Source organism: Falsiroseomonas sp. RANM36 (genome assembly GCF_056682175.1).
On sequence record NZ_JBWXTD010000005.1, the window covers coordinates 714,892 to 726,689 of the forward strand.

Genomic DNA, 11,798 nt, shown 5'->3' on the forward strand with positions numbered 1-11,798 from the left:
CCCCCGCCGGCGCGCGCCGCGGGCGGCGGGCGCCCCCGCCGAGCCCCCCGGGCGGCGTTACCCGGGGGCGCTCCACGATGCTCATCGCCTGCGGCGCGCTGGCGCGCGAGGTGAAGGCCGTGGTCGCGGTGAACCGCCTGCCCTTCGACATCGACTGCCTGCCCGCGATCCTGCACAACCGGCCGGAGCGCATCCCGGGCGCGGTGCGCGCGCGCATCCGTGCGGGACGGCGCACGCATGAGCGCGTGCTGGTCCTGTATGGCGATTGCGGCACGGGCGGCGCGCTGGATGCGGTGCTGGCGGAGGAAGGCGTGGAGCGGATCGAAGGCCCGCATTGCTACGCCTTCTACGCCGGCAACGCCGTCTTCGACGCGCTGATGGAGGAGGAGACCGGCAGCTTCTTCCTGACCGACTATCTCGCGCGGCATTTCGACCGGCTGGTCTGGCGCGGCCTCGGGCTGGACCGGCATCCCGAACTGCTGACGGACATCTTCGGCCATTACCGCCGCGTCGTGCATCTCGTGCAGCAACCCGATCCCGCGGTGGCGGCGAAGGCGCGCGCGGCGGCGGCGCGGCTCGGCCTGCCGCTGGTCGTGCGCGAGACTGGCCTGTCCGGCCTGTCGCGCTTCCTGGCGGCCTGAATGGCCGAGCTGCTGCTGATCGCCTGGCGCGGCATCCCGGCCCAGGTGCTGGCGCGCGAGGGAAGGCGCGGCGCGCGCCTCGAACTGCCGCCCCGCTTCGCCGAGGCGATCGACCGCGCCGCGATGCGCGGCGGCGCGCGCGACGAGGACGCCTATCTCGCGGGCTGGACGCGCAGGCCGCTCGGCCCCTGCGGCGACGATCTCGACGCCGCCGTCGCCGAGGCGGCCGCGCGGATCGAGGCCGACTACGACGCCGCGCGGCTCGCCGCGCTGGTCGCCGCGGGCGGCATCGCGTGACCGACCACGCCGTCGTCTTCACGCCATCGGGCAAGCGCGGGCGCTTCGCGACGGGCACGACGTTGCTGCAGGCCGCGCGCGCGCTCGGCGTGGATCTCGACAGCGTCTGCGGCGGGCGCGGCATCTGCGGGCGCTGCCAGGTCGCGATCCAGCCCGGCGAGCACCTGAAGCACGGCATCGCCAGCCGCGCCGAGCACGTCAGCGCGCCGGACGAGGCCGAGGCGCGGCTCGAGGCGCACGGCAAGCTCGTGCCGGGGCGCCGCCTCGGCTGCCAGGCGCGGCTGGCGGGCGACGTCGTGGTGGACGTGCCGCCGGAACAGCAGGTGCACCGCCAGGTCGTCGCCAAGGCCGCGGATACGCGCCCCGTGGCGCTCGATCCCGTGGTGACGCTGCACCACGTCGCGGTGGCGCCGCCCGACATGCACGACCCCCGCGGCGATGCGCGGCGCCTGCTGGAAGCGCTGCAGGCCGAATGGGGCGTGGCGGAGGCCGCGATCCCGCTGCCGGTGCTGGCCGGGCTGCAGCGCGCGCTGCGCGAGGGCGACTGGGCGGTGACCGTCGCGCTGCGCCACCGCCGCGACATCGTCGCGGTGTTCCCGGGCTTCGTGGACTCCGTGCAGGGCGTCGCGGTGGATCTCGGCTCCACCACCATCGCCGCGCATCTCTGCGACCTCGCGACCGGCGAGGTGCTGGCGTCGGCCGGCGCGATGAACCCGCAGATCCGCTTCGGCGAGGACCTGATGAGCCGGGTCTCCTACGCCATGATGAACGAGGGCGGCGCGGCGGCGCTGACCGCGGCCGTGCGGGACGCGCTCGCCGCGATGGTCGCCGATCTCGCCGCGCGCGCCGGCATCGCGCCCGACCGCATCGCGGAGATCGTGGTCGCCGGCAATCCCGTGATGCATCACCTGCTGCTTGGCCTCGATCCCGTGGAGCTCGGCGCCGCGCCCTTCGCCCTGGCGGTGGATGCGGCGCTGGACGTGCCGGCGCGCGACCTCGGCCTGGCGATCGCGCCGGGCGGCTTCGTGCATGTCCTGCCCTGCATAGCCGGCCATGTCGGCGCCGACGCCGCGGCGATGGTGCTGTCGGAAGCGCCGCACCGGTCGGAGGAGCTGACCATGCTGGTCGATGTCGGCACGAATGCCGAGATCGTGCTGGGCAACCGCGACCGGCTGCTGGCCTGTTCCTCGCCGACCGGCCCCGCCTTCGAAGGCGCGCAGATCACCGCCGGGCAGCGCGCCGCGCCCGGCGCGATCGAGCGCATCCGCATCGACCCCGCCACGCTCGAGCCGCGCTTCAAGGTCATCGGCTGCGATGCCTGGTCAGATGAGCCTGGCTTCGATGCGACGGTGACCGGCATCTGCGGCTCCGGCATCGTGGAGGCGATCGCGCAGATGCGGCTCGCCGGCATCATCCGCCGTGACGGCAGCCTGGACGGCGCGCTGGCCGAACGCAGCTGGCGCGTGCGGGAGGAGCATCGCAGCTTCACCTATCTCATCCGGGAAGATGCGCCGCGCATCGCGATCACGCAGCACGACGTGCGCGCGATCCAGCTCGCCAAGGCCGCGCTGCATGCCGGGGCGAAGCTGCTGATGACGCGGATGGGCCTGCCCTCGGTGCCGCGGATCCGCCTCGCCGGCGCCTTCGGCGCGCATATCGATCCGCTGCAGGCGCTGGTGCTGGGCCTGGTGCCGGATTGCGCGCCGGAGGCGATCCTGTCCGTCGGCAACGCCGCCGGGCATGGCGCGCGCATCGCACTGCTGAACGCCGCGGCGCGGCTCGAATTGCAGCAGGTGGTCCGCCGCATCGAGAAGATCGAGACCGCGCTCGAGCCGGCCTTCCAGGCGGAATTCGTCGCCGCCATGGCGATCCCGCACGCGACCGATCCCTACCCGAATCTCGCGGCGCGGGTTTCGCTGCCGGCCGACGCGCCGACGCCGCGCCGGCGTGGCCGGGCGGCCTTGCCGACCGGGCCGACGGTGGACGGCGGGCCGTCGCCCTGAGCCGCCTCTCCCTGCCGGGCGGACGACGAGCTTTGGCGACCCGCGCCTGGAGTTGATGGGGTGGACGGCGCCTGCTGCGCGGCATCGAGTGGCCGGATCTGGTTGTCGCCGGTGACGCCAATGGACTGGGACAACCCGGAAACCGGGCGACGCCTCGGGCGTGCGGCGTTGCGAAGGACCCGCCGGTGAAACCGGTCAGCGGTAGATGGCCCACCCGGACCTGATGACGCTGGCCGACGCCCGCCACGGCGGTCCCGTCATGGGTGGCAGGTCAGGGCTGGCAGCCCCGGCGCCACGAAGCCTGGCACGAAGCCGCCCAAGCCAGATCAGCAGGGCACGGCGCCACGCTCCGAATCCCCCGCGACCCGATCGCCCTCCGACAATATTCAACCGGCAGCTCAATCGAGGTGTCACTTGTCGGTTGCAGAAGCTGGCGCATCGGGTCAGGCTCATCAGCAAGAGGTGGCAGCCGCCCAGCCGATCGGCCGAAGCCGCCGCAATTCGAGGATCGGGGAGGGAAGCATGGAAGGCAGGCGGGACTTCATCCGTCAGGCGGCGCTCGTCTCGGGTGGCGCGGCTGCGCTGGGCTCGCACGCCGCCAGCGCACAGGGTCTCAGCGGCTCGAATTTGGTCGGGCGGCTTGAAGGCGCGCAAATCGCCGACGTGCCGCGCCCGGCGCAGCTGAAGGAGGCGCCGCAGCTCGCCCAGATGGTGCGCGAGGGCAAGCTGCCGCCGGTGGAGCAGCGCGTGCCGGAGGAGCCGCTGGTGCTGCAGCCCGTGCGCGCCATCGGCCGCTACGGCGGCACCTGGCGCCGCGGCTTCACCGGTCCCGGCGATGTCGAGAACGGCAACCGCATCAACGCCTCCGACAAGCTGCTGTTCTGGGACCCGACGGGGACGCAGATCGTCCCCAGCGCCGCCAAGTCGGTGACGATGAGCGATGACGGCAAGGTCTACACCATCACGCTCCGTCGCGGGATGAAGTGGTCCGATGGCGCGCCCTTCACCGCCGACGACTTCGTCTTCTGGTTCGAGGACCTCTACGGCAATCGCAACATCGTCCCCACGCCCATCCCGGACATGTCGGTGAACGGCAAGCCCGGCCGCGTCGTGAAGGTGGACGCGACGACGGTGCAGTTCGTTTTCGACGACCCGTACTTCCTCTTCATGGACATGCTGGCCGGCGACACGCTGATCGGCGGCGGGCAGTCGGTGCGGCAGAGCCAGGGCTCGACCTTCGGCGCCTATGCGCCGGCACACTACCTGAAGCAGTTCCTGCCCAAATACTCGTCCGAGGCCCAGGTGAACGAGCGTGCGCGGCGAGAGGGTTTCGAGAACTGGGTCCGCGCCATCCATGTCAAGAAGGACTGGTCGCTGAACCCGGAGCTGCCGACCATCGGCCCCTGGCGCACCGTCCGCCCGGTCAACACGCCGACCTGGGTGCTGGAACGCAATCCCTTCTACTGGGCGGTGGACGTGCAGGGGAACCAGCTGCCCTATCTCGACCAGGTCGTGCTGACGCTGGCCGAGGACCTGGAGGTCCTGAACCTGCGCGCCATGTCGGGCCAGTACGAGGTGCAGGAGCGCCACATCGACATCGGCAAGCTGCCGGTGCTGCTGGAGAACCAGCAGCGCGGCAACTACACGGTGCATCTCGACCTCGCCTTCAACGGCTCGGACACGGTGCTGCAGATCAACCAGAGCTACCGCGCCGATGCCGAGGTCGCGAAGTGGCTGACCAACACCGATTTCCGGCGCGCGCTGTCGCTCGGCATCGACCGCGACCAGCTGAACGAGACCTTCTGGCTCGGCCTCGGCACGCCGGGCTCGACGGTGCCGGCCGAGAGCTCGCCCTACAATCCCGGGCCGGAGTGGCGGAAAAAGTGGTCCACCCATGACCCGGCGCAGGCGAACCGGCTGCTGGACGGCATCGGCCTGACGCGGAAGGACCGCGAGGGCTTCCGGCTGCGCACCGACAATGGCGAGCGCCTGGTGATCCAGATCCAGGCGGTCAAGGCCTTCCTGCCCTGGCCGCAGCAATGCGAGATGATCGCGCAGCACTGGCGCCGCATCGGCATCTTCGCCGATGTCCGCGAATACGAGCGCAACCTGGCCATGACGCGCACGCGCAACAACGAGCATCACATCATGGTCTGGACCAATGGCGGGACGGAGCTGCTGTATCTCTTCCCCCGCCACGCCATCCCGGTGGACCCGACCGAGGGCTTCGTCGGCCCCGAATTCGCCCAGTGGTACGCGTCGAACGGCACGCAGGGGCGGGAGCCGACGGATCCCAACATCAAGCGGATCTTCGACCTCTACCGCAGCGCCGGCGGCCAGCGCGAGCAGGAGCGCTACCGAATCGCGCAGGAGATCTGGCGGATCCTGGTGGACCAGCAATACGGCATCGGCACGGTGGGGCAGAGCCCGGCCTTCATGGGCATCCGGCTCGTCTCCAACCGGATCGAGAACACCCCGTCGCGCGCCTGCATCGCGCAGCATTGCCGCACGCCGGGCGGCTCGCATCCCGAGACCTGGTTCTTCAAGTCGTGACGGCAGCCGAAGCCGGGGCGTAGATGGTCACCTTCCTGCTGCAACGCCTCGGCTTCGCCGCCCTGACGCTGGCGGTCATCTCGGTGCTGGCCTTCGTCATCATCCAGCTGCCGCCCGGCGACTTCGTGGACACCTACATCGCCAACCTCTCGGCCAGCGGCAGCGCGGTGTCGCAGGCCGAGGCGGAGGCGCTGCGCCAGCTCTACGGCCTCGACCAGCCGATCTGGGTGCAGTACTTCAAGTGGGTCAGCCGCGTGATCGTCGGCGATTTCGGCGAGAGCATGGAATGGCGCCGGCCGGTCAGCGAGGTGATCGGCGACCGGCTCTGGATGACGGTGCTGATCAGCTTCTTCGCGCTGATCCTGACCTGGGGCATCGCACTGCCGATCGGCATCGTCTCGGCCGTGCGGCAATATTCCGTCGCCGACTACGTGTTCACCTTCGTCAGCTTCATCGGCCTTGCGATCCCGAACTTCCTGCTCGCGCTGGTCATCATGTATGTCGCCTTCCGCTATTTCGGCGTGAACGCGGGCGGGCTGTTCAGCCAGGAATTCGAGTTGGCACCCTGGTCCTGGGCGAAGGCCTGGGACCTGGTGAAGCACCTGCCGCTGCCCGGCCTGATCCTGGCGCTGGCAGGCACGGCGCAGCTGGTGCGGATCATGCGCGCGAACCTGCTCGACGAGCTGCGCAAGCCCTATGTGGTGACGGCCCGCGCCAAGGGCCTGCCGGAGGCGCGGGTGATCGTGAAGTATCCGGTGCGCGCCGCGCTCAACCCCTTCGCCTCCACCATCGCCTACCTGTTTCCCTATCTCGTCTCCGGCAGCGTCATCGTCTCCATCGTGCTGAGCCTGCCGACGGTCGGGCCGCTGCTGGTGAAGTCGCTCATCGCGCAGGACATGTTCCTGGCGGGCACGATCATCCTGCTGCTCGGCACGCTGACGGTGGTGGGCACCTTCATCTCGGACCTGGTGCTGATGTGGATCGACCCCCGCATCCGGCACCAGATGGACTGACATGAGCGCGCCGGTCCTGAAATCGGGCGAGAAGGCCGAGCGGGACTACGCGTCCGCCGGCCAGGCGCGGCTGATCTGGTGGCGCTTCCGCAAGCACCGCCTGGCGGTGGCCAGCGGGATCATCGTCATCCTCTTCTACCTGATGGCCGCCTTCGCCGATTTCCTGGCCTATGCCGACCCGCACGCCTCCGACGCGCGGCGCGGCTACGTGCCGCCGCAGATGATCCGCCTCTTCACCCCCGACGGCGAGTTCCGCCCGCATGTCCAGGGGCTGAGCGGCGTGCGGAACATGCGGACCTTCCGCCTGGAATACCGCCCCGATCCGAACCGGATCGTGGAGGTGCAGTTCTTCGCCCGCGGCTACGAGTACACCCTGTTCGGCCTGATCCCCACCAACATCCACCTGCTGGGGCTGAAGGACCCGGGGCCGGCGGACGGCATCTTCCTGCTGGGGACGGACGTGCAGGGGCGCGACCTGTTCTCGCGGCTGATGGTGGCGACGCGGGTCTCGCTGACCATCGGCCTGGTCGGCGTGACCATCAGCCTCTTCCTCGGCGTGCTGCTGGGCGGGATCTCGGCGATCCAGGGGGGCTGGGTGGACCTCGTGATCCAGCGGGTGATTGAGATCATCCGCTCGCTGCCGACGATCCCGCTCTGGATGGGGCTCGCGGCGGCGCTGCCGACCAACTGGTCGGTGACGCAGATCTACTTCGCCATCACCATCCTGATCGCCTTCCTGGCCTGGACCGATCTCGCGCGCGTCGTGCGCGGCAAGTTCCTCTCGCTCAAGACCGAGGACTTCGTGCTGGCCGCCGAGCTCGCCGGCGCGAGCCAGCTTCGCATCATCTTCAAGCACATGCTGCCGAGCTTCGCCTCCCACGTCATTGCGGCGACGACGCTGGCGCTGCCGGCGATGATCATCAGCGAGACCTCGCTGTCCTTCCTCGGCCTGGGTCTCCGGCCGCCGGCGATCAGCTGGGGGATCCTGCTGCAGGATGCGCAGAACATCCAGACGCTGGCTCTCGCCCCCTGGCTGCTGGCGGCGGCGGTGCCGGTGATCCTGGTGATCCTGGCCTTCAACTTCCTCGGCGACGGGCTGCGCGACGCGGCCGATCCCTATGGCCACTGACGCCATCCTCTCGGTGCGCGGGCTGCGGACGCATTTCCCGACGCGGGAGGGCGTGGTGCGCGCGGTGGACGGCGTCTCCTTCGACGTCCGGCCGGGGCGCACGCTCGGCATCGTCGGCGAATCGGGCTGCGGCAAGTCGGTGATGACGCGCAGCATCCTGCGCATCGTCGACCCGCCGGGGCGCATCGTCGACGGCACGATCACGCTGCGGCTCGGCGACGGCCGCGCGCCGGTCGAGCTGACCGCGCTGCGCGAGGACGGGCCCGAGATCCGCGCCATCCGCGGCAAGGAGATCGCGCTGATCTTCCAGGAACCGATGGCGAGCTTCAGCCAGTACTACACCGTCGGCGACCAGATCATCGAGGCGATCCGCCTGCATTCCGACCTCGACGCGCGCGCGGCCAGGGCGAAGGCGATCGAGATGCTGCGCCAGACCGGCATCCCCTCCGCCGAGCGGCGCGTGGACGAATATCCGTTCCAGCTCTCGGGCGGGCTGCGCCAGCGCGTCATGATCGCCATGGCGCTCGCCTGCGGCCCGCGCATCCTGATCGCCGACGAGCCGACCACCGCGCTCGACGTCACGACGCAGGCGCAGGTGCTCGACCTGCTGCGCGACCTGCGCAACCGGGAGGGCCTGTCCATCATCATCATCACCCACGACATGGGCGTGATCGCGGAGATGGCCGACGACGTGGTCGTGATGTATCTCGGCCGCGCGGTGGAATCGGGGCCGGTGGACGCGATCTTCCACGACCCGAAGCATCCCTATACGCGCGCGCTGCTGCGCTCGATCCCCTCGGTCGACGCGACGCCGCGGTCGCGGCTGGCGACCATGCCCGGCGCCATCCCGCATCCGCTGAACCGCCCGCCCGGCTGTCCCTTCCACCCGCGCTGCGACCAGGCGAAGCCCGGCCTCTGCGACCGCGACATGCCGGAGCCGATCACGGTCGACGAGGGGCGGGAAGTCGCCTGCGTGCTCTACGGCGCCGCCGCATGAGCCAGACCGTGCTGGAGGTCGCGGACCTCCGAAAGCATTTCCCGATCCGCAAGGGGCTGCTGCGCCGCCAGGTCGGCGCGGTGCGCGCGGTGGACGGCGTGTCCTTCAGCATCGCCCAGGGCGAGACGCTGGCGCTCGTCGGCGAATCCGGCTGCGGCAAGACCACCGTCTCGCGCTGCATCCTGCGCGCGCTCGCACCCTCCTCCGGCGCGATCCGCTTCACGGTCAATGGCCGCACGCACGACCTGGCCGCGCTGCCGCGCCGCGCCATCAGGCCGCTCAGGCGGCACATGCAGATGGTCTTCCAGGACCCCTACGCCTCGCTCAACCCGCGCATGGTCGTCGCCGACCTCATCGGCGAGCCGCTGCTGCTGAACGGCTGGCCCGACAAGGCCGCGCGCCGGCGCCGCATCGCGGAGCTGCTCGAGCTCGTGCAGCTGCCCACCGCCTACATGGACCGCTATCCGCACGCCTTCTCCGGCGGCCAGCGGCAGCGCATCGGCATCGCGCGCGCGCTGGCGCTAAACCCGAGCCTGATCGTGGCGGACGAGCCGGTCAGCGCGCTCGACGTGTCGGTGCAGGCGCAGATCGTCAACCTGATCCTCGACCTGCAGGACCGGCTCGGCCTCTCGCTGCTCTTCGTCGCGCACGACCTGTCCGTCGTGAAGCACGTCGCCGACCGGGTGGCGGTGATGTATCTCGGGCGCATCGTCGAGATGGCGACGACCGGCGGCCTCTACGACCGGCCGCTGCATCCCTACACGCGCTCGCTGCTGTCGGCGGTGCCGCATCCCGACCCGCGCACGCGGCAGAAGCGCGTCGTGCTGCAGGGATCGGTGCCGGATGCGGCGCATCCGCCGCCCGGCTGCCACTTCCATCCGCGCTGCGCCCATGCGACGGAGCGTTGCCGGACCGAGGCGCCCGCGCTGCGGGAGGCCGTCTCCGGCCGCCTCGTCGCCTGCCACCACGCCGAGGCGCTGGCCGCCTGACCGCGAAGGAGCACGCCGCGTGCCGAGCCTCGATCACCTGAAGGGCGTCGTCTCCGCCCTCGTCACGCCCTATCGCGCCGATGGCGGCATCGACGCCGCGGCGCTCGCCGCGCTGGCCGAGTTCCAGATCGGGCAGGGCGTGCACGGCTTCTATGTCGGCGGCTCGACGGGCGAGGCGCCGCTGCAGTCGCCGGCCGAGCGGATCGAGACGATGCGCGAGCTGGCGCGCGCGGTCGCCGGCCGGCGCGGGCTGATCGCCCATGTCGGCGCGGCCTCCACCGCGGAGACGATCGCGCTCGGGCGCGCGGCGGCCGAGGCCGGCTACGACGCCATCTCCGCCATCCCGCCCTGGTACTACGACTTCGCGCGCGAGGAGGTGCTGGCGCATTACCGCGCCGTCGCGGACGCGGTGGACCTGCCGCTCATCATCTACAACTTCCCCGCCCGCACGCCGCGCCCGTTGTCCACCGCCGACCTGCTCGCGCTGCTCGATCATCCGCGCATCGCTGGCGTGAAGCACACCTCGCAGGATCTCTACCAGCTCGAGCGGCTGAAGCGCGCGCGGCCGGATGCGGTGATCTGGAACGGCTATGACGAGATGTTCGTCGCCGGGCTCGCGATGGGCGCGGACGGGGCGATCGGCACCACCTACAACTTCATGGGCGACCTGTTCGTCGCGATGCAGGCGGCGATGCGGCGCGGCGAGGTGGAGGCCGCGCGCGTCCTGCAGTCGCGCGCGAACCGCGTGATCGACGTGCTGGTCGAGGTCGGCGTCATCCCCGGCACCAAGGCGATCCTGGCCTGCCTCGGGCTGCCTTGCGGCGTCGCCCGCGCGCCCTTCCGCCCGCTGACGGCGGCCGAGGAAGCGCGCGTGGCCGATTGCGTCGCGACCTGGCTGCGTCCCGCCTAGTGTCCTGATCGCGAAGTCCCTACGATTCTGATGTTGGTTTTGGGGGGCTGGCGATGGGCAAGGCGGCGGTGGCCATCGAACTGACGGCGTCGGAACGGCGAGAGTTGGAGTCGCTGGCCCGCGCGCACCGCACCGGGCAGGCGATGGCGCGGCGGGCGCGGATCGTGCTGGCCGCGGCGGCGGGCCTGGAGAACAAGGCGATCTGCACTGAGGTCGGGGCGGACGCCAACACGGTCTCGAAGTGGCGGCGCCGCTTCGCCACCCAGCGTCTGGACGGGCTGCTCGACGAGCCGCGGCCCGGCACGCCGCGTAGGATCGGCGATGACGAGATCGCCGAGACGATCCGCCTGACCCTGGAGACGGCGCCCCCGGGGGCGACCCACTGGTCGCTGCGCTCGATGGCGAAGGCGGTCGGCTACGCGCCGTCGACCATCCACCGCATCTGGCGCGCCTTCGGCCTGCAGCCGCACCGGAGCGAGACCTTCAAGCTCTCGTCTGACCCGCTGTTCGTCGAGAAGGTGCGCGACATCGTCGGGCTCTACATGAGCCCGCCAGAGCGTGCCTTGGTGCTGTGCGTGGACGAGAAGTCGCAGATCCAGGCGCTCGACCGCACCCAGCCGCTGCTGCCGATGCGCCCGGGCCAAGCCGAGCGCCGCACCCACGACTACACGAGACACGGCACCACCTCGCTGTTCGCCGCTCTCGACATCGCCACCGGCGCAGTTATCGGGCGCTGCTATCCGAAGCACCGCTCAAGCGAATTCCGCAGGTTCCTGGACCAGGTCGAGGCCGCCGTGCCCGCCGATCTCGATGTCCACTTGGTGATGGACAACTACGCCACCCACAAGACCAAGCCCGTTCGCGACTGGCTGGCCAAGCGCCCGCGCTGGCACGTTCACTTCACACCTACCGGTGCGTCCTGGATCAACCAGGTCGAGCGCTTCTTCGCCGACCTGACCGAGAAGCAGATCCGGCGCGGCGTCCACCGTTCCACCGCCCACCTCGAGGCCGACATCCGCGCCTTCATCGACGCCCACAACGCCGACCCAAAGCCTTTCCGCTGGACCAAGTCCGCCGACGACATCCTCGCCGCCATCCAGCGCTTCTGCCTCCGAACACAGCAGATCGGAGGAACTACGGAATCAGGACACTTGAGCACGTTCCGATCGACTGGAATCAGTCGATCGGAAGGTCGTGCTCTAGAAACAATGATTCTAGAGCAGCTTATGCCCGTTCGGCGGGACCCCCGGGCGGGTGCCCTCATAA

At 70.6% G+C, this 11,798-nt stretch carries 9 protein-coding genes and 1 pseudogene; all 10 read left to right on the forward strand.

From position 1 onward, the window contains the following. Nucleotides 1-77 precede the first annotated feature (77 nt). Nucleotides 78-641, forward strand: coding sequence for a DUF1638 domain-containing protein (locus tag AC1MIR_RS21435; protein WP_480030208.1), 564 nt, complete (start codon nucleotides 78-80; stop codon nucleotides 639-641). After that, the gene (locus AC1MIR_RS21440; RefSeq protein WP_480030209.1) at nucleotides 642-938 is read left to right on the forward strand and encodes a virulence factor; all 297 of its coding nucleotides are present in this window, start codon (nucleotides 642-644) and stop codon (nucleotides 936-938) included. It abuts the gene before it with no gap. Next, nucleotides 935-2,941 carry an ASKHA domain-containing protein gene (locus AC1MIR_RS21445; protein WP_480030210.1) on the forward strand — a complete coding sequence of 669 codons (2,007 nt, stop codon included), beginning with the start codon at nucleotides 935-937 and terminating at the stop codon, nucleotides 2,939-2,941. The genes AC1MIR_RS21440 and AC1MIR_RS21445 overlap by 4 nt, the downstream gene beginning before the upstream one ends. 522 nt (nucleotides 2,942-3,463) lie before the next feature. Further along, nucleotides 3,464-5,494 (forward strand): ABC transporter substrate-binding protein, encoded by a 2,031-nt coding sequence (locus tag AC1MIR_RS21450; protein ID WP_480030211.1) that lies wholly within the window; start codon nucleotides 3,464-3,466, stop codon nucleotides 5,492-5,494. Nucleotides 5,495-5,517: 23 nt separating this feature from the next. After that, entirely contained in the window at nucleotides 5,518-6,507 is a 990-nt protein-coding gene (locus AC1MIR_RS21455; RefSeq protein WP_480030212.1) for an ABC transporter permease, read from the forward strand. Nucleotide 6,508: 1 nt separating this feature from the next. After that, a complete protein-coding gene (locus AC1MIR_RS21460) occupies nucleotides 6,509-7,636 on the forward strand; it encodes an ABC transporter permease (RefSeq protein ID WP_480030213.1) in 1,128 nt (375 codons plus the stop codon). Beyond that, nucleotides 7,626-8,633, forward strand: a complete 1,008-nt coding sequence (locus tag AC1MIR_RS21465) for an ABC transporter ATP-binding protein (RefSeq protein ID WP_480030214.1) — start codon at nucleotides 7,626-7,628, stop codon at nucleotides 8,631-8,633. The genes AC1MIR_RS21460 and AC1MIR_RS21465 overlap by 11 nt, the downstream gene beginning before the upstream one ends. Next, nucleotides 8,630-9,622: an ABC transporter ATP-binding protein gene (locus AC1MIR_RS21470; protein ID WP_480030215.1), complete on the forward strand. Its 993-nt coding sequence runs from the start codon at nucleotides 8,630-8,632 to the stop codon at nucleotides 9,620-9,622. Before AC1MIR_RS21465 ends, AC1MIR_RS21470 begins: the two co-directional genes overlap by 4 nt. A gap of 19 nt (nucleotides 9,623-9,641) precedes the next feature. After that, on the forward strand, nucleotides 9,642-10,532 hold the full coding sequence (locus AC1MIR_RS21475; protein WP_480030216.1) for an N-acetylneuraminate lyase: 891 nt from the start codon (nucleotides 9,642-9,644) through the stop codon (nucleotides 10,530-10,532). A gap of 53 nt (nucleotides 10,533-10,585) precedes the next feature. Next, nucleotides 10,586-11,656: pseudogene (locus AC1MIR_RS21480) on the forward strand (IS630 family transposase); the annotation flags it as partial. Between the last annotated feature and the right edge of the window lie 142 nt (nucleotides 11,657-11,798).

What these genes read in the sequence shown, in the direction of transcription:
- AC1MIR_RS21450 (WP_480030211.1), top strand. Translation starts at nt 3,464, where the DNA reads ATGGAAGGCAGGCGGGACTTCATCCGTCAGGCGGCGCTCGTCTCGGGT.
- AC1MIR_RS21470 (WP_480030215.1), top strand. Translation starts at nt 8,630, where the DNA reads ATGAGCCAGACCGTGCTGGAGGTCGCGGACCTCCGAAAGCATTTCCCG.
- AC1MIR_RS21465 (WP_480030214.1), top strand. Translation starts at nt 7,626, where the DNA reads ATGGCCACTGACGCCATCCTCTCGGTGCGCGGGCTGCGGACGCATTTC.
- AC1MIR_RS21440 (WP_480030209.1), top strand. Translation starts at nt 642, where the DNA reads ATGGCCGAGCTGCTGCTGATCGCCTGGCGCGGCATCCCGGCCCAGGTG.
- AC1MIR_RS21460 (WP_480030213.1), top strand. Translation starts at nt 6,509, where the DNA reads ATGAGCGCGCCGGTCCTGAAATCGGGCGAGAAGGCCGAGCGGGACTAC.
- AC1MIR_RS21435 (WP_480030208.1), top strand. Translation starts at nt 78, where the DNA reads ATGCTCATCGCCTGCGGCGCGCTGGCGCGCGAGGTGAAGGCCGTGGTC.
- AC1MIR_RS21455 (WP_480030212.1), top strand. Translation starts at nt 5,518, where the DNA reads ATGGTCACCTTCCTGCTGCAACGCCTCGGCTTCGCCGCCCTGACGCTG.